16 protein-coding genes are annotated in these 16,080 nt (G+C 68.7%); 12 read left to right on the top strand and 4 right to left on the bottom strand.

All coding sequences use genetic code 11. From position 1 onward, the window contains the following. Positions 1-19 precede the first annotated feature (19 nt). The 4 genes from ACIA58_RS14050 to ACIA58_RS14035 are packed head-to-tail and all read left to right on the top strand — an operon-like array spanning position 20 to position 4,429. A complete protein-coding gene (locus tag ACIA58_RS14050) occupies positions 20-490 on the top strand; it encodes a (2Fe-2S)-binding protein (RefSeq protein WP_396404029.1) in 471 nt (156 codons plus the stop codon). Then, the gene (locus ACIA58_RS14045; RefSeq protein WP_396404028.1) at positions 487-2,889 is read left to right on the top strand and encodes a xanthine dehydrogenase family protein molybdopterin-binding subunit; all 2,403 of its coding nucleotides are present in this window, start codon (positions 487-489) and stop codon (positions 2,887-2,889) included. Before ACIA58_RS14050 ends, ACIA58_RS14045 begins: the two co-directional genes overlap by 4 nt. After that, a complete protein-coding gene (locus ACIA58_RS14040; protein ID WP_396404027.1) occupies positions 2,886-3,740 on the top strand; it encodes an FAD binding domain-containing protein in 855 nt (284 codons plus the stop codon). Before ACIA58_RS14045 ends, ACIA58_RS14040 begins: the two co-directional genes overlap by 4 nt. Beyond that, positions 3,737-4,429, top strand: a complete 693-nt coding sequence (locus ACIA58_RS14035) for an SRPBCC family protein (protein WP_396404026.1) — start codon at positions 3,737-3,739, stop codon at positions 4,427-4,429. Before ACIA58_RS14040 ends, ACIA58_RS14035 begins: the two co-directional genes overlap by 4 nt. A 4-nt stretch (positions 4,430-4,433) precedes the next feature. Here the strand turns inward: ACIA58_RS14035 and ACIA58_RS14030 are convergent, their stop codons facing one another. Together ACIA58_RS14030 and ACIA58_RS14025 are read right to left on the bottom strand one after the other, a co-directional pair. Continuing rightward, on the bottom strand, positions 4,434-4,928 hold the full coding sequence (locus tag ACIA58_RS14030; protein WP_396404025.1) for an NUDIX domain-containing protein: 495 nt from the start codon (positions 4,926-4,928) through the stop codon (positions 4,434-4,436). A gap of 89 nt (positions 4,929-5,017) precedes the next feature. Then, positions 5,018-5,413, bottom strand: a complete 396-nt coding sequence (locus ACIA58_RS14025; protein WP_396404024.1) for a VOC family protein — start codon at positions 5,411-5,413, stop codon at positions 5,018-5,020. A 176-nt stretch (positions 5,414-5,589) separates the two neighbouring features. On the opposite strand from ACIA58_RS14025, the gene ACIA58_RS14020 reads away from it, so the two are divergent. The 6 genes from ACIA58_RS14020 (at position 5,590) to ACIA58_RS13995 (ending at position 10,881) form a co-directional block, all read left to right on the top strand. Continuing rightward, on the top strand, positions 5,590-6,684 hold the full coding sequence (locus ACIA58_RS14020; RefSeq protein ID WP_396404023.1) for a glycerate kinase: 1,095 nt from the start codon (positions 5,590-5,592) through the stop codon (positions 6,682-6,684). A gap of 149 nt (positions 6,685-6,833) precedes the next feature. Continuing rightward, entirely contained in the window at positions 6,834-7,190 is a 357-nt protein-coding gene (locus ACIA58_RS14015; RefSeq protein WP_130446795.1) for an iron-sulfur cluster assembly accessory protein, read from the top strand. Between the two features lie 95 nt (positions 7,191-7,285). Then, entirely contained in the window at positions 7,286-7,948 is a 663-nt protein-coding gene (locus ACIA58_RS14010; RefSeq protein WP_396404022.1) for an ABC transporter permease, read from the top strand. After that, a complete protein-coding gene (locus tag ACIA58_RS14005) occupies positions 7,941-9,104 on the top strand; it encodes an ATP-binding cassette domain-containing protein (protein ID WP_396404021.1) in 1,164 nt (387 codons plus the stop codon). The genes ACIA58_RS14010 and ACIA58_RS14005 overlap by 8 nt, the downstream gene beginning before the upstream one ends. Next, positions 9,101-9,913 (top strand): ABC transporter permease, encoded by an 813-nt coding sequence (locus ACIA58_RS14000; protein ID WP_396404020.1) that lies wholly within the window; start codon positions 9,101-9,103, stop codon positions 9,911-9,913. Before ACIA58_RS14005 ends, ACIA58_RS14000 begins: the two co-directional genes overlap by 4 nt. After that, on the top strand, positions 9,910-10,881 hold the full coding sequence (locus ACIA58_RS13995; protein WP_396404019.1) for a glycine betaine ABC transporter substrate-binding protein: 972 nt from the start codon (positions 9,910-9,912) through the stop codon (positions 10,879-10,881). The genes ACIA58_RS14000 and ACIA58_RS13995 overlap by 4 nt, the downstream gene beginning before the upstream one ends. Here the strand turns inward: ACIA58_RS13995 and ACIA58_RS13990 are convergent. Next, positions 10,868-12,367: a DHA2 family efflux MFS transporter permease subunit gene (locus ACIA58_RS13990; RefSeq protein ID WP_396404018.1), complete on the bottom strand. Its 1,500-nt coding sequence runs from the start codon at positions 12,365-12,367 to the stop codon at positions 10,868-10,870. The two genes, ACIA58_RS13995 and ACIA58_RS13990, sit on opposite strands and share 14 nt — an antisense overlap. Positions 12,368-12,454: 87 nt before the next feature. Here ACIA58_RS13990 and ACIA58_RS13985 point away from each other — a divergent pair, with 87 nt between their 5' ends. Together ACIA58_RS13985 and ACIA58_RS13980 are read left to right on the top strand one after the other, a co-directional pair. Beyond that, the gene (locus tag ACIA58_RS13985; protein ID WP_396404017.1) at positions 12,455-13,165 is read left to right on the top strand and encodes a TetR/AcrR family transcriptional regulator; all 711 of its coding nucleotides are present in this window, start codon (positions 12,455-12,457) and stop codon (positions 13,163-13,165) included. 141 nt (positions 13,166-13,306) lie between these two features. After that, positions 13,307-14,716 (top strand): MFS transporter, encoded by a 1,410-nt coding sequence (locus ACIA58_RS13980; protein WP_396404016.1) that lies wholly within the window; start codon positions 13,307-13,309, stop codon positions 14,714-14,716. Between the two features lie 65 nt (positions 14,717-14,781). Here the strand turns inward: ACIA58_RS13980 and ACIA58_RS13975 are convergent, their stop codons facing one another. Next, on the bottom strand, positions 14,782-16,035 hold the full coding sequence (locus ACIA58_RS13975; RefSeq protein WP_396404015.1) for an aspartate aminotransferase family protein: 1,254 nt from the start codon (positions 16,033-16,035) through the stop codon (positions 14,782-14,784). Between the last annotated feature and the right edge of the window lie 45 nt (positions 16,036-16,080).

Here is a 16,080-nt window from a genome sequence, read left to right as displayed (position 1 = left end):
GACATCTGGAGGCGGGGCAATGACCCGGATCACAGTGAAGGTCGACGGAAGCAGTTTCACCGACGAGGTGGAACCGCGCACGCTGCTCGTGCATTACCTGCGCGAGCAGCTGGGGAAGACAGGCACCGTGGTCGGCTGTGACACCGGCAACTGTGGTGCCTGCACGGTTCACCTGGACGGGCGGAGCGTGAAGTCCTGTTCGCTGCTCGCGGTCCAGGCCGACGGTCACGAGGTGACCACGATCGAAGGGCTGGCTCCCAACGGCGAGCTGCATCCGATGCAGCAGGCGTTCCACGAGAACCACGCGCTGCAGTGCGGCTACTGCACGCCCGGCATGATCATGCAGTCCATCGATCTGCTGGCCGACAACCCGGACCCGAGCGAGGAAGATGTCCGGCTCGGCATCGAAGGCAACCTGTGCCGCTGCACGGGTTATCAGAACATCGTCAAGGCTGTCCGCGCTGCCGCCGCCGCGGGAGGTGCGCAATGACCACCACCGAGGACCGCCCGGCCACCGAGATCGGCAATCCGCGCCGCCGCAAGGAGGACGCCCGGCTGATCACCGGCCGGACCCGCTGGACCGACAACATCGTGCTGCCGGGCATGCAGCACATCGCGATGGTGCGCAGCCCGTTCGCGCACGCGCGGATCACCTCGATCGACACCGAGGCGGCCCGGGCGTCGACCGGGGTCGTTGCCGTGATCACCGGCGCCGACATCGCCGACGAGCAGGGCGCGCTGCCGAACGCCTGGGCGATCGTGTCCGATCAGCAGGCCCCGACGCATCCGTCGATGGCCGTCGACAACGTCGCGTTCGCCGGCGAGATCGTGGCCATGGTCGTGGCCCGTACGGCGGCCGAGGCGACCGACGCCGCCGAACTGGTCGACGTCGACTACGAGGAGCTCCCGCCGGCCCTCGACCTGCGCGCAGCGGCCCGCGACGAGGTGCTCGCGCATCCGGATCTCGGCACGAACCTGTCCGCGGTCTGGTCGTACGACTCGGCCGAGTCCGGCACCGGCGGTGACGTCGAGGCGGCGATCACGGCCGCCCGCGACGGCGGCATCGTGATCGAGAAGGAGATCCGCCAGCAGCGGCTGATCCCGGCGTTCATGGAGCCGCGGGCGATCGTCGTCGATCCGACCACCGAGCAGATGACGGTGTGGTCGTCCACGCAGGTGCCGCACTTCGTGAAGATCTTCATCGCGCTCGTGCTCGGCATCCCGGAGAGCAAGATCCGGGTGATCGCGCCGGACGTCGGCGGCGGCTTCGGCGGCAAGCTCCAGTTCACTCCGGAGGAAGTGCTCACGGTCATCGCGGCCCGCCGTACCGGTAAGCCCTGTAAGTACTGCGAAACCCGCTCCGAGTCGTTGATGGCCGCGCACCACGGACGGGACCAGTGGCAACACGTCACGCTGGCGGCGAACGCGGACGGCACCGTGACCGGGCTGAAGGTCGAGCTGATCGCCGACATGGGCGCCTACCTCGGACTCGTCACGTCGGCGATCCCGTTGCTGGGGGCCTTCATGTACAACGGGATCTACAAGTTCCCGTCGTACCACCTCGGCATCACCAACGTGTTCACGAACAAGACGTGGACCGACGCGTACCGTGGCGCGGGCCGGCCGGAGGCGACGTACGCGATCGAGCGGGTGATGGACGAGCTCGCCGCCAGGGTCGGCGTCGACCCGCTGGAGATCCGCGAGCGGAACTGGATCAAGCACGAGGAGTTCCCGTTCTCGACGGTGGCCGGGTTGCAGTACGACTCCGGCAACTACGAGGCGGCCACCGCGAAGGCGCGCGACCTGTTCCACTACGACGACCTGCGCAAGGAACAGACCGAACGCCGGGAGTCCGGCGATCCGGTCCAGCTCGGGATCGGCATCTCGACGTACACCGAGATGTGCGGGCTGGCGCCGTCGCGCTGGCTCGGCTCGATGGGGTACGTCGGCGGCGGCTGGGAGCACGCGGCCGTCCGGATGCTGCCGACCGGGAAGGTCGAGGTGGTGACCGGGACGAGTCCGCACGGCCAGGGTCACGAGACCGCGTGGAGTCAGTTGGTCGCCGACCGGCTGGGCGTCGCGTTCGAGGATGTCGAAGTACTGCACGGTGACACGCAGGTGGCCGTGCGCGGCCTGGACACCTACGGCTCGCGCTCACTGGCCGTCGGCGGGATGGCCGTGCTGGCAGCCGCCGACAAGGTGATCGAGAAGGCGAAACCGATCGCGGCCCAACTGCTGGAGGCGAACGCGGACGACCTCGAGTTCTCGGCCGGCCGGTACGGCGTCCGCGGTACCGACGCGGGCATGACGCTGGCCGAGCTGGCCTTCGCGGTCTTCCAGGGGCACAAGCTCGACGGGTCCGCGGAGGGTTGTCTCGACGCCGACGCGACCCTCGATCCGGACGACTTCTCGTTCCCGCACGGCACGCATCTGTGCGCGGTCGAGGTCGACACGGAAACAGGATTGTCGACAATCCGCTCGTATGTGAGCGTTGACGACGTTGGGGTTGTCGTCAATCCACTCATCGTCGAGGGGCAGGTGCACGGCGGTCTCGCACAGGGCATCGCGCAGGCGCTCTACGAGGAAGCGGTGCACGACGATGCCGGGACGCTGATCACCGGGTCGTTCGATCAGTACTTGTTGCCCGGGGCACCGGATCTGCCGCGGTTCGAGACGGCGCGGACCGAGACGCCGGCGACGACGAACCAGCTCGGGGTGAAGGGCGTCGGCGAGGCCGGGACGATCGCGTCCACGCCGGCGGTCGTGAATGCGATCGTCGACGCGCTCCGGCCGCTCGGCGTCACCGACGTGCCGATGCCGTGTACGCCGTACCGCGTGTGGAAGGCCATCCAGACCGCGTCGTCCGACCAGGAAGGAGGCCGGTCATGATCCCGGCGTCGTTCGAGTACTTCGCGCCGGCGAGCGTCGACGAGGCGCTGGCGTTGCTGCGGGACCACTCCGACGCGAAGGTGCTGGCCGGTGGGCAGAGCCTGATGCCCGCCCTGCGGTTGCGGCTGGCCGCGCCGGAGACGATCGTCGACCTCGGCAAGATCTCCGAGCTGGTCGGTGTGCGGGACGACGGTGATGCCATCGTCATCGGCGCGATGACACCGCACAGCACGGTGCAGTCCGATCCGCTGGTGAGTGAGCATGCCCGGCTGATTTCGTTGGCTACGGCAACGGTCGGGGATCCGCAGATCCGGCATCGCGGCACGTTCGGCGGTTCGCTGGCGCATGCGGACCCGGCCGCGGATCTGCCCGCGGTCGCGGTGGCGCTGGAGGCGTCGTTCGTGATCGCCGGGCCGGACGGTCGTCGTACCGTGTCCGCGGCCGACTTCTTCCAGGGCGTGTTCAGCACGGCGCTCGGCGAGGACGAGTTGCTGGTCGAGGTGCGGGTGCCGAAGTACACCGGGTGGGGCGCGCACTACGAGAAGTTCAACCTGGTCTCGCAGGCGTGGTCGGTCGTCTCCGTCGCGGCCGCGGTCCGGCTCGACGGTGACTCGATCGCGGAGGCGCGGGTCGCGCTCGGCAACATGGGGTCGACGCCGGTCCGGGCGGCCGCGGTCGAGGAGACGCTGGTCGGGCGGCCCGCGACGGCCGACGCGGTACGCGAAGCCGCGGCGCGGGCGGCGGACGGGACGTCGCCGGTGACCGACCTCAACGGTGACGCGGACTATCGCCGGCACCTGGCCACCGTGCTGACCCGGCGCGCGGTCCTGGCGGCGGCAGGTACGGCGTGAGGCTCGAGCACACGTTCGTCGTACCGGCTCCGATCGAGCAGACCTGGGCCGCGTTCAACGATCTCGAACGGGTGGTGCCGTGTTTCCCCGGCGCCACCCTGACGACGTACGAAGGAGACGAGTTCACCGGCTCGTGCAAGGTGAAGCTCGGGCCGGTGTCGCTGCAGTACTCGGGCAACGGCACCTTCCTCGAGCGTGACGCGGCCGACCACCACGCGGTGATCGAGGCCAAGGGCAAGGACCGGCGCGGCAACGGTACGGCGACCGCGCGGGTCACGGCCAGGCTGACGGAGGCCGGTCCGGGCTCGACCGAGGTCACCGTCGACACCGACCTCACCATCACCGGCCGCCCCGCCCAGTTCGGCCGCGGCCTGATCCAGGACGTGTCGAACAAACTCCTCGACCAGTTCACCGCGTGCCTGAAAACCAAGCTGGACACCACACCAACCAACGACACCCCGTCGCCCCACGACGCCCCGTCACCTCACGACACTCCTGCGACCCACGACGCTCCACCCGCCAGCACACCGCCGCCGCCCGAGGCTCCACCTCCGCCGGCGTCGTCGGAACCTGTGGAGGTCTCCCTCGACCTCGGCAGCACCATCCTCCCCGTACTCGCCCGCCGCGCCGCGCCGTACCTGATCGGCGCCGCCCTCGCCCTACTCCTCCGCCGCCTGCTCCGCCGCTAGCCCGTTATCCGTTCGGCATGTCGAAGTACAGCTCACCTGCGAACACCGCCGGCAGGACCGGCCGGTGCCCGGCGATCACCGTGAGCTGTGCTGCCTCCTCGGCGGTGAACCAGCCGGACTCGCTCACCTCCGCCGAGGTCCCGGCCTCGCCGCTGACCGCCTCCGCGCGGAACACCACGCCGACAATCTGCACCCGGTTGCCGTCGGGGTAGACGACTACGACGTCCGGGTTGGAGTAGACGCCGATCAACCCGGTCACCCGTACGGCCAGTCCGGTCTCCTCGAGCGTTTCCCGCTCGGCCGCCTCCGCCGGGCGCTCGCCGGCCTCGATCGCGCCGCCCGGCATGCACCACTCGTCGTTGTCGGTGCGCTTGGTCAGCAGCAGCCGATCACCATCCATCACCGCCGCTGCAGCGCCGATCCGCAGCCGTGCGGTCGCTCCGATCCGGTCACCGAACTCATGTCGCGTGTACCCGGGCACCCTCGGCGTCTCATCCATCCTGCAGTCCCTCCCGACACGCTAGATCCGCTACACGTGTTGTCTCCGGCAACCGATACCGTGGCGCCCGGTGGTGGGCCAAGTCGAGGTCATTCAACCGTCGGCGGGCCGCTCGGAGGCCATTCGACGAGCTCTATCCGGTAGCCGTCGGGGTCCGTCAGCCAGGAGGTCTTAGGGCCTTCGGGACCGCCGGGCAGCTCAGGCTCGCCTGGTTGCAGGCCTGCCGCGGTCAGCCGGTCGACGGTGTCCTCGAGCGACTCGACTTCGATCGCGAAGTGCTGGAAGCCGCTGACCTCGACCGGGCCGTCCGCAGGGCGGTGGACGAGTTCGAGCGACACGGACGGCTCGTCGGGCAGCCGGAGCCAGACCAGGCTGGAGCCGTCGTCGAACGGCACCGTGCCGAGATCGACGTAGCCGACCGCGCGGTAGAAGGCCAGCGAACGGTCCAGGTCACTCACGCGAAGCGCGAACAGGATCGACTTCATGCCAACCGATCTAACCCTGTCCTGGGTGCCTAACGACAGGAGGTGTCGGGTGATCGCGGCCGGTTCGCGCTCGGCCCAGGCGGGCGCCGCCGTATACGTAGATGACTACGTCCTGTCGTTATGCCGCACGCTGGACCGTGGACGGGGGAGTGCGGTGGGTGGGGGAGGATGTGCGCATGCGGATTCTGATTGCGCCGGACAAGTTCGCGGGCACGTTGACGGCTGTGGAGGCGGCGGCGGCCATCGAGGAAGGGTGGCGGCGGCGCGACCCCGAGGCCGAGGTGCTGGTCGCGCCGATGGCCGACGGCGGGCCTGGGTTCATCGACGTGCTGTCCGCGGTCGTCGACGGGACGCTGCTTTCGGTCACGGTCCGCGGGCCGCTCGGCGACGAGACCCCGGCGACGATCCTGCTGGCCGGCGAGACGGCGTACGTCGAGACCGCGCAGGCGTGCGGACTCCACCTCGTGGAGCCGAAGGACCGGCGGCCCGAGGAGGCAACCACCTACGGTGTCGGCCAACTGGTCGCGGCTGCCGTCGACGCAGGCGCGAAGCGCATCATCCTCGGCCTGGGCGGCTCCGCCACCACCGACGCGGGCGCCGGCCTCCTCGCCGCTCTCGGCGCGACGAGTGAGTCAGGTCACCTGGACGGTGGAGCTGCTGGGCTCGCCGGATTGACCGCGGTGGATCTTCAGCCGGCCCGCGATCGGGTCGCCGGGGTCGAGTTCGTTGCCGCGAGCGATGTGGAGAACCCGATGCTCGGGCTGCGCGGCGCGGCGAACATCTTCGGGTCGCAGAAGGGGATTACTGACGAGCGCAAGCCCGCGGTCGACGGGTATTTGACGCACTTCGCGGAGCTGGCCGACCGGAAGACCGCCGACCAGAAGGGTGCGGGCGCCGCGGGCGGGCTCGGGTACGCGTTGCTGCTACTCGGGGCCGAGCGAGTCTCCGGCATCGACCTGGTGGCTGAGCTGACCGGGCTGAAGGAGAAGGCGGCCAAGGTGGATCTGGTGCTCAGCGGTGAGGGCGCGTTCGACTTCCAGTCCCGCGACGGGAAGGTGATCGCCGGCGTCGCGAAGGTGGCGAACGACGCGATGCGGCCGTGCGTCGTACTCGCCGGGAAGGTGCTGATCGGGTCGCGGGAGATGCGCACGATGGGCGTCGAGTCGGCGTACGCGCTGGTCGATGTGGTCGGCGAGGAGCAGGCGTTCGCGGACCCGCACGGCTCGCTCGCGACGGTCGCGGAGCGGGTCGCGCGGACCTGGGCGCGCTGATCAGGGTTCGACCGTGCTAGTTGATCCGTGAAATTGGTGTGCGACCATGGGAATGAGCGCGGACCGGCCGGTGTTGGTGCGTGTTGACAAGAGACTTCCGTGCTGACGCAGCTGTACGTCGGCACTTGAGCAGATGACTGGAGTCAGGGATGACTGAAGCGCAGACCGAGCAGGCCGTCGCCACTGGTGTTCTCCTCACCGACGGGGCCGCCGCCAAGGTGAAGGCGCTGCTCGACCAGGAAGGTCGCGACGACCTCGCGCTGCGGGTCGCCGTGCAGCCGGGCGGATGCTCCGGGTTGCGGTACCAGCTGTTCTTCGACGAGCGTCAGCTCGACGGCGACGTGGTGGCCGACTTCGGTGGTGTGAGCGTCGTCACGGACCGGATGAGCGCGCCGTACCTCAAGGGTGCGTCGATCGACTTCGTGGACACGATCGAGAAGCAGGGCTTCACGATCGACAACCCGAACGCGACCGGCTCCTGCGCCTGCGGCGACTCGTTCAACTGATCCACCCCTGAAGCCCCTGGGCGCCCGAGCGGCGGCCAGGGGCTTCGGCATGTCCGGACTTCGGTATGAGATGGGCCACCGTGTAAAGCCAACGCTTGTTGGGCACTGGCTACCGCGTGTGGGACTACATAACTGAGCGTCATTCACAACTGCTGTACCAGAGCTACCAGCACCTGAGCCTGGTCATCCAATGCGTCCTGCTGGCCACCGTGATCGCGGTCGGCCTGGCAGTCGTCGTGCATCGCAATCCGCGGATCGCGTCGCTGGCCGGCGCGATGAGCGCGGTCGGTCTGACCATCCCCTCGTTCGCGCTGCTCGGCCTGATGATCCCGCTGGCCGGCATCGGCACCGCCACCTCCGTGATCGCGGTCACCTTCTACGCGTGCCTGCCGATCCTGCGGAACGCCGTCGTCGGTCTGGCCGGCGTCGACGCGACCCTGATCGAGTCGGCCCGCGGGATGGGCATGGGTGCGATCCGGACGCTGCTGCGGATCGAGCTCCCGCTGGCCTGGCCGGTGATCCTCGCCGGGGTGCGGGTCTCGGCCCAGATGTCGATGGGCATCGCGGCCATCGCGGCGTACGTGCTCGGGCCCGGCCTGGGCAGCTTCATCTTCACCGGCCTGACCCAGATCGGTGGCAAGAACGCTCTGAACTCCGCGCTGGTCGGCACGATCGGCGTTGTCCTGCTCGCTCTGATCCTGGACGCCATGCTGCTGCTCGTCGGCCGCCTGACCACCTCGAGGGGTATCCGTGCCTGAAACCGAACCTGCCATCAGCGGCGTCGACATCGAGCTGACCGACGTCGTGAAGCGGTACCCGGGCCAGCGCAAACCCGCTGTCGAGGGCCTGTCCCTGCACATCCCGGCCGGCGAGATCGTGATGTTCGTCGGCCCGTCCGGCTGCGGCAAGACGACGTCGCTGAAGATGATCAACCGGCTGATCGAGCCGACGTCTGGCAGCATCCGGATCGGCGGCGAGGACATTAGCCGGCAGGACGACGACGACCTGCGCCGCCGGATCGGGTACGTGATCCAGGGCGGCAGTCTGTTCCCACACATGACCGTCACCCAGAACATCGCGCTGGTCCCCGGCCTGCTCGGCTGGGACAAAGCCCGTACGGCGGAACGCGTCGGCGAGCTGCTCGAGCTCGTCGGCCTCGACCCCGACCGGTACCGCAACCGCTACCCGCGCGAACTGTCCGGCGGTCAGCAGCAACGCGTCGGTGTCGCCCGCGGTCTGGCGGCCGACCCGCCGGTGATCCTGATGGACGAGCCGTTCGGCGCGGTCGACCCGATCACCCGGCAGCGGTTGCAGGACGAGCTGCTCAGCATCCAGGAGGAGTTGCGGAAGACGATCGTCTGCGTCACCCACGACTTCGACGAGGCGGTGAAGCTCGGCGACCGGATCCTGATCCTCACCGAGGGCGCGAAGATCGCGCAGTACGACACCCCCGAGGCGATCCTGGCGAATCCGGCCGACCGGTTCGTCGCGGACTTCGTCGGCGCGGGCGCGGCGCTCAAGCAGCTCACGCTGAGCCGGGTCAGCGAGATCGAGCTGGGTCAGCCGACCGTCGCGGAGATCGGCGACCCGGCGCCCGACGTACTGCGGGCCGCCAAGCAGGCGGGTGACGACTCGGTCGTCGTACTCGACCGTCGCCGGCGGCCGGTGGACTGGATGTGGACAACCGACTTGTCGGATGTTGACAAAGTGCCGGCGCCGCACGAGGACACCGACCTGGTCACCATCGACCGGCGCGCGACGCTCAACGACGCGCTCGACACGATGCTGATGTCGAGCCACGGCAGCGCGGTCGTCACCGGCCGCCGGGACGAGTACCTGGGCGTCGTCGACTTCCAGGCGGTGCTGGCGCGGATCCAGGACGGTAACGGCCAGCCGGAGGAGGTCGCCCAATGACGGTGACCCAGGACGTCCCTCCGAAGGAGAACCTGGCTGACGCGAAGGCCGCGGTCGCAGGGCTCGCGGCTCGCCGCCGCCGCCGTCCGTCGTGGGGTCTGCTGATCGGGCAGCCTCTGTTCGTCGCGATCGTCGTCGCGGCTTGGGCGATCTGGCGGTCCCAGGCCGAGCTCGACTCGATCGAGCAGCGCCAGCTCGACTGGAAGCTGGTCGGACGGCTGACCCTGCAGCACCTCGAACTCACCGTTGCCGCCACGGTCATCGTGTTGCTGATCGCCGTACCGCTCGGCATCGCGCTGACCCGGCCGCGGTCCCGTCGCGCCGCTCCGCTGGTGGTCGCAGTGGCGAACGCGGGCCAGGCCGCGCCGGTGATCGGCCTGATCGTGCTGCTCGCGATCTGGCTCGGCTTCGGCTTCTGGACCGCGATCCTCGCGCTCTGCCTGTACGCGATCCTGCCGGTACTGCGGAACACGATCGTCGGCCTGCAAGGCGTCGACCCGACGCTCGTCGAAGCCGGCCGGGGGATGGGTATGTCGGGCGTCGCCGTCCTCGGCCGGATCGAGCTCCCGCTCGCGGTCCCGGTCATCATGGCCGGCATCCGCACCGCGCTCGTGCTGGTCGTCGGCACCGCGACCCTCGCGACATTCATCGACGCCGGGGGACTGGGCAGTCTGATCACAACCGGCATCCGTCTGCTCAGATACCCGGTGCTGATCAGCGGCGCCGTACTCGTTGCCGCGCTGGCCCTGCTGATCGACTGGGCGGGCCGAGTGCTCGAAGAGGTCACCCGACCGAGGGGGCTCGGATGAAGCGGCTGATGGCAATGGCCTGCGCGGTCATGCTTGTGGTCAGCGGATGTGGACTGGGGACGAGCGGCGGCTTCGTGCCGGACGGTGCACTCCAGGGGCCGCTGCGTTCGGTGAAGAGCCTGGACGGTCTGACGATCGCGATCGGGTCGAAGAACTTCCAGGAGCAGCTGATCCTCGGCAAGATCGCCGCGATCCTGATGCGGTCGGCGGGCGCGCACGTGCAGGACCTGACCAATATGCCGGGCAGCGACACGTCCCGGCAGGCGATGCTCGGAGGCCAGATCCAGATGGCCTGGGAGTACACCGGGACCGCCTGGATCTCGTACCTCGGTCACGACACCGGCATCCCCGACAAGCAGAAGCAGTACGACGCGGTGCGCAAGGAGGATGCGGACAAGTACGGCCTGGTCTGGCTGAAGCCGGCGCCGATGAACAACAGCTACGGCTTCGCGATGACCCGCAAGGAATCCGACCGGCTGCACATCACCAAGCTGTCGCAGATCGCGTCGTTGCCGGCGAAGGAGCGGACGTTCTGCGTCGAGTCCGAGTTCGCGAACCGCAACGACGGGTTCGAGCCGATGCTGAAGCACTACGGGATCCCGCTGGGTTCCGGCGTACCGCGGAACAACATCCGGACCCTGGACACCGGGGCGGTGTACGCCGCGACGAGCCATGGGGACTGCCGGTTCGGGGAGATCTACACGACCGACGGGCGGATCAAGTCGCTGGACCTCGTGGTGTTGCAGGACGACAAGAAGTACTTCCCGGCGTACAACGTCGCGCCGGTGATCAGCAAGAAGGTGCTGGACAAGTACCCGCAGCTGCGGGACCTGCTGCAGCCGGTGTCGGACAAGCTGACCGACCCGGTGCTGATAGACCTGAACGCGCAGGTCGACGTCGACGGACGTGAGCCCGCCGACGTCGCCATGGACTGGTTGGTGAAGGAGGGCTTCATCAGCCGTGACTGACGGCTGATTCCCTGGCCCGCTTCGGGAGCAGGTAGCTGACCGCGAGGCTGACCAGGAACAACCCGATCGCGACGAGGACGGACGTCTTGGTCGCGCCGAGGAAGGCGTGCGTCGGCAGCAGCTGGAAGAACACGGTGCCGATCACCGCGACCCCGATCGCTCCGCCGTACTGCTGCATCGCGGTCAGTACGCCGGAGGCCGATCCCGCGGCCTGGTCGTCGATCGAGGCCAGGATGATGTCGAACAGCGGAGCGAACACCAGGCCGGCGCCGATCCCGGTGGCGAGTGTCGCCGGGACCAGGTTCCAGATCGTGGTCGCGTCGCCGTACGTGTGCAGCGTGAACCAGACGCCGGCCATCGCCACGGTCATCACCGCGATACCGAGCTGCAGCGACTTCCGGCCGAGCTTCGGAGCTAGTACGGCGGCCGAAATCGGCGCGCCGATCGCGATCCCGAGTGAGAACGGCACCATCGCGAGGCCGGCCTTCAGCGGGCTGTAGTGCAGACCGAGCTGGGTGAAGAGGTTGAACACGAGCATGAAGCCGTTCATCGCCAGGAAGAACGTGGTGATCACGCCGAGGCCGGCGACGTACCCGCGATTGCGGAACAGCGACGGGTCGATGACCGGGTTGCCGGACCGGCGCTCGCGCCAACCGAACAGGGCGAAGACGACGACCGAGCCAGTCAACATCAGGATTGTCCACAACGGCCAGCCGAGCTCGCGGCCCTGGACCAGCGGGTAGATCAGCAGACCTGAGGCGAGGCTGACCAGCAGGACGCCGGCGGTGTCCAGCCGGGAGGCGCCGGGCGTCTTGACCTCGGGCATGAACCGCAGCGCGCCGAACAGGGCCGCGGCGCCGATCGGGACGTTGATGAAGAAGATCGTCCGCCAGCCGGCGTCGAACCAGTTGGCGTCGATCAGCACACCGGCGAGGATCGGGCCGGCCACCGCGGACAGTCCCATCACCGGGCCGAACATCGCGAACGCCTTGCCGAGCTCGTCGGCGGGGAAGATCGACTTCAGGATCGCGAAGCCCTGCGGGATCATCACCGCGCCGAGCAGACCCTGCGCGACCCGGCTGCCGATCAGCAGCTCGGGGCTGGTCGCGAGGCCGCAGACCGCGGACGCGACGGTGAATCCGAGCGCGCCGATCACGAACAGCCGGCGGCGGCCGACGAGATCGCCGAGCCGGCCGAAGGTTATCAGCCCGATCGCGAAGGCGAGTGTGTAGCCGGCCAGCATCCACTGCATGGCCGATTCGGAGCCGCCGAGCTCGGCCCGGATCGAGGGAGCGGCGATGTTGACGATGGTCGCGTCGACCAGGTCCATGATCTCGGCGATCAGGATCGTCGCGACCACGAACCAGCGCCAGCGGTACGGCGTACTGCCGGAGCCGGACGCGGTGTCGGTGGTGTCTGCGGTACCGGCGGTGTCGCCGGTGCCGGTGTTGTCTGGTGGATTGTCTACAACTGTTGTGGTGCTCATCGTGGACCCCCTCAAGATTTCGAACGGTGTTCGCTGACGAACACTGTTCTACTACCGAACAGTGTTCGCGTCAAGTACAGTGTTCGTATGACCCAACCCCCGTGGCAGCCGATCACCCCCGCGAAGCCCACCCGGACGCCGAAGGAGCCGCTCAACCGGGAGCGGATCGTCGACGCCGCGATGCGGGTGTTGGTCGACCAGGGGTACGAAGCTGTGTCGATGCGGAAGGTCGCGCAGGCGCTCGGCACCGGCCCGGCCTCGCTCTACGCGCATGTCGCCAACAAGCGCGAGCTGGATCAGCTGCTGGTCGAGCGGGCCGCTTCGCAGATGCGGTACGACGAGCCGATCGATCCGGCCCGCTGGCAGGAGCAGTTGAAGTCGATGATGCGCGAGATGCTCCGGGCGATGCGGGCCAACCCGGGCGTCGCGCGGGCCGCGATCGGCTCGGTGCCGCTAGGGGAGCGCGCCCTGCTGACCACCGAGCGGATCCTGACCCTGCTGAAGGCGGGCAACGTCCCGGACCAGGCGGCGGCGTGGGCGGTCGACCTGATTCCGCTGTACGTGACGGCGGTCGCCTTCGAGGAGACGGTGCAGAGCGCGTCGGACTGGACGCCCGAGGATGTCGAGCGCTTCATCCGCGAGCTCCGCGAGTACTTCGAGTCGCTGCCGCCCGACCGCTACCCGCTGACCGTGGCGCTGTCGAGTTCGCTGACGGCCGGCGCCACCGGTGATGAGCGGTTCGAGTTCGGCATCGCGGTAATCACCGCCGGGCTGGCGTCACTCGCCGAGAAGAACTGATCGACTGCGAGTCACCGCTTGTGGTTCACGAATGCACATGGTTAACCTTCGGATTGTCAACAAAACTACGACCTGCCCGTGGAGCGTGTGGATTTACGTGAGGTGGGCACGGGTGAGGCCGTAAAACGACAGGAGGAAACCGTGGACGCCGACACCCAGCCCCCGGAGGGCCCGCAGCCGCCCAGGGCCACGCCCACAGTCGAGAAGGAGCAGTCGCCCGAGGTACTGAGGAAGGCGATCGCCGCCTCGGCGATCGGCAACGCGACCGAATGGTTCGACTACGGCATCTACGCCTACGGCGTCACGTACATCTCGGCCGCGATCTTCCCCGGTGACACGGAGAGCGCGACGCTGCTGGCGCTGATGACGTTCGCCGTCTCGTTCCTGGTCCGCCCGCTCGGCGGCCTGGTCTGGGGCCCGCTGGGTGACCGGCTCGGCCGCAAGCATGTGCTGGCAATCACGATCCTGATGATGTCCGGCGCGACCCTGTGTGCCGGTCTTGTCCCGTCGTTCCACACGATCGGCTACTGGGCACCGGCGCTACTGGTCGTGCTCCGGATGATCCAGGGCTTCTCGACCGGCGGTGAGTACGGCGGCGCCGCGACGTTCATGGCGGAGTACGCGCCGAGCCGCAAGCGCGGGTTCCTCGGCAGCTTCCTGGAGTTCGGCACGCTGTCCGGCTTCTCCGCCGGTGCGTTGCTGATGCTGTTCTTCTCGCTGGTCCTCGGCGACGACGCGATGCACTCATGGGGCTGGCGTCTGCCGTTCCTGGTCGCAGCGCCGCTCGGTCTGGTCGGCGTCTACCTCCGGTCGCGGCTCGAGGACACGCCCGTCTTCCGCGAGCTCGAGGCGAAGGGTCAGAAGGAACAGCAGACCTCCCACCAGTTCAAGGACCTGCTGGCCGGCTACTGGGCGCCGATCCTGCGGCTCGGCGGCATGGTGATCGCGCTGAACGTCGTCAACTACACGCTGCTGACCTACATGCCGACGTACCTGGAGAAGGAGATCGGCCTGAGTTCGGACCAGTCGCTGATCGTGCCGATCATCGGCATGCTGATGATGATGGTGTTCGTGCCGTTCGCCGGCCGGATGTCGGACCGCGTCGGCCGCAAGCCGCTGTGGTGGACGTCGCTGGCCGGGCTGTTCGTGTTCGGTGTGCCGATGTTCCTGCTGATGGGGACGAACCTGGCCGGCGCGATCATCGGATTCGCCGTACTGGGGCTGCTCTACGTGCCGCAGCTGGCGACGATCTCGGCGACGTTCCCGGCGATGTTCCCGACCCACGTCCGGTACGCCGGCTTTGCGATCGCGTACAACGTGTCCACCTCCCTGTTCGGCGGCACGGCTCCCGCGGTCAACGACTGGCTCACCCAGAAGCTGGGCGACTCGCTCGTCCCGGCGTACTACATGATGGCGGCCTGCATCGTCGGCGCGATCGCCCTGGCCCGAGTTCCCGAGACCTCCCGCTGCCCCATCAACGGCACCGAGATCCCCGGCACCGAAGACGCCCCACCCCCGGTCGCCCTGGAACCAGCCCCCGCCAAGGCCTGAGATCCGACCCCGGCCCCGGTGTCTTGCGACCGGGGCCGGCGGTTGGGTGATATGGACCGAGCCTGTCAGCTGAGGACGGCGGACACCGCGTCTGACCAGAGCGTGGCGGCTTCGTCGATCTCTTCGGGCGAGACGACGAGGGCCGGGATGAAGCGGACGACCTGACCCCAGGCGCCGCAGGTGAGCAGCAGCAGACCCCGGCGGGCCGCCTCCTGCTGGACCGCGGCCGCCGTCGCCGGGTCGGGCTTCCCGTCCGCGTCGCGGAACTCGTTGCCGATCATCAACCCGAGCCCGCGGACGTCGGTGATCTGCTCGTGCTTGTCCGCCACCAGTTGCAGCGCCTGCTTCAGCTGAGCGCCGCGGTCGGCCGAGTTCTGCACCAGGCCTTCGCCCTCGATCACGTCGAGCGTCGCCAGCGCCGCGGCACACGCGACCGCGTTCGCGCCGTACGTACCGCCTTGCGAGCCCGGCCACGCCTTCTCCATCAGCTCCGCCGACGCGGCGATGCCGGAGAGCGGGAAGCCGGAAGCCAGTCCCTTCGCAGTGACCAGTACGTCGGGGTGCGAGCCGAAGTGGTCGCCGCCCCAGAACTTGCCGGTCCGCCCGAAGCCGGTCTGTACTTCGTCCACCACAAGCAGAATCCCGTGCGCGTCGGCGCGCTCGCGCAGCCCGGCGAAGAATCGCTCGTTGGCCGGCACGTAGCCGCCTTCGCCGAGCACCGGCTCGACGAAGAACGCTGCCGTGTCGGCCGGCGTGCTCAGCGTCTGCAGCACGTAGTCGAGCTGACTCAGCGCGAAGTCCGTCGCCTGCTCGACCGGCCAGCCGAAGTGGCCGGGGTCCGGGAACGGCGAGACGTGTACGCCGGCCATCAGCGGGCTGAACCCGGAGCGGAACTTGGTCCCGGATGTCGTCATCGAGGCCGCGGCCACGGTCCGGCCGTGGAATCCACCGTGGAACACGATCACGTTCGGGCGGCCGGTCGCCTGCCTGGTGAGTCGCAGCGCGGCCTCGATCGCCTCACTGCCGGAGTTCGCGAAGAACATCCGGTCGAGGTGGCGGGGGAGGACCTCGCCGAGCCGGTCGACCAGGTCGAGCAGCGGGCGGTGCATGACGGTCGTGTACTGCGCGTGGATGATCTTCGCGACCTGCTCCTGGGCCGCCGCGACGACCCGCGGGTGGCAGTGCCCGGTCGAGGTGACGCCGATGCCGGCGGTGAAATCCAGGTACCTGCGGTCGTCCTCGTCGAACAGTTGCACGCCCACACCGCGGGCGGCGACGACTCCGGTCGCCTGCTTCAGGACCTGCGAGAGCTCGGCCACGGACTTCCCCTCCACTGGTTGACACGACGAATGGTAGATTGTCGA

Source organism: Kribbella sp. NPDC051586, from assembly GCF_044453965.1.
Classification (GTDB): Bacteria; Actinomycetota; Actinomycetes; order Propionibacteriales; family Kribbellaceae; genus Kribbella.
Note: the sequence above shows the minus strand (reverse complement) of the source record. Positions and strands in the feature narration are given on the sequence as shown.

What these genes read in the sequence shown, in the direction of transcription:
- ACIA58_RS13995 (WP_396404019.1), top strand. Translation starts at nt 9,910, where the DNA reads ATGAAGCGGCTGATGGCAATGGCCTGCGCGGTCATGCTTGTGGTCAGC.
- ACIA58_RS14040 (WP_396404027.1), top strand. Translation starts at nt 2,886, where the DNA reads ATGATCCCGGCGTCGTTCGAGTACTTCGCGCCGGCGAGCGTCGACGAG.
- ACIA58_RS14045 (WP_396404028.1), top strand. Translation starts at nt 487, where the DNA reads ATGACCACCACCGAGGACCGCCCGGCCACCGAGATCGGCAATCCGCGC.
- ACIA58_RS14050 (WP_396404029.1), top strand. Translation starts at nt 20, where the DNA reads ATGACCCGGATCACAGTGAAGGTCGACGGAAGCAGTTTCACCGACGAG.
- ACIA58_RS14025 (WP_396404024.1), bottom strand. Translation starts at nt 5,413, where the DNA reads ATGAAGTCGATCCTGTTCGCGCTTCGCGTGAGTGACCTGGACCGTTCG.
- ACIA58_RS14000 (WP_396404020.1), top strand. Translation starts at nt 9,101, where the DNA reads ATGACGGTGACCCAGGACGTCCCTCCGAAGGAGAACCTGGCTGACGCG.
- ACIA58_RS13990 (WP_396404018.1), bottom strand. Translation starts at nt 12,367, where the DNA reads ATGAGCACCACAACAGTTGTAGACAATCCACCAGACAACACCGGCACC.
- ACIA58_RS13985 (WP_396404017.1), top strand. Translation starts at nt 12,455, where the DNA reads ATGACCCAACCCCCGTGGCAGCCGATCACCCCCGCGAAGCCCACCCGG.
- ACIA58_RS14020 (WP_396404023.1), top strand. Translation starts at nt 5,590, where the DNA reads ATGCGGATTCTGATTGCGCCGGACAAGTTCGCGGGCACGTTGACGGCT.
- ACIA58_RS14015 (WP_130446795.1), top strand. Translation starts at nt 6,834, where the DNA reads ATGACTGAAGCGCAGACCGAGCAGGCCGTCGCCACTGGTGTTCTCCTC.
- ACIA58_RS14030 (WP_396404025.1), bottom strand. Translation starts at nt 4,928, where the DNA reads ATGGATGAGACGCCGAGGGTGCCCGGGTACACGCGACATGAGTTCGGT.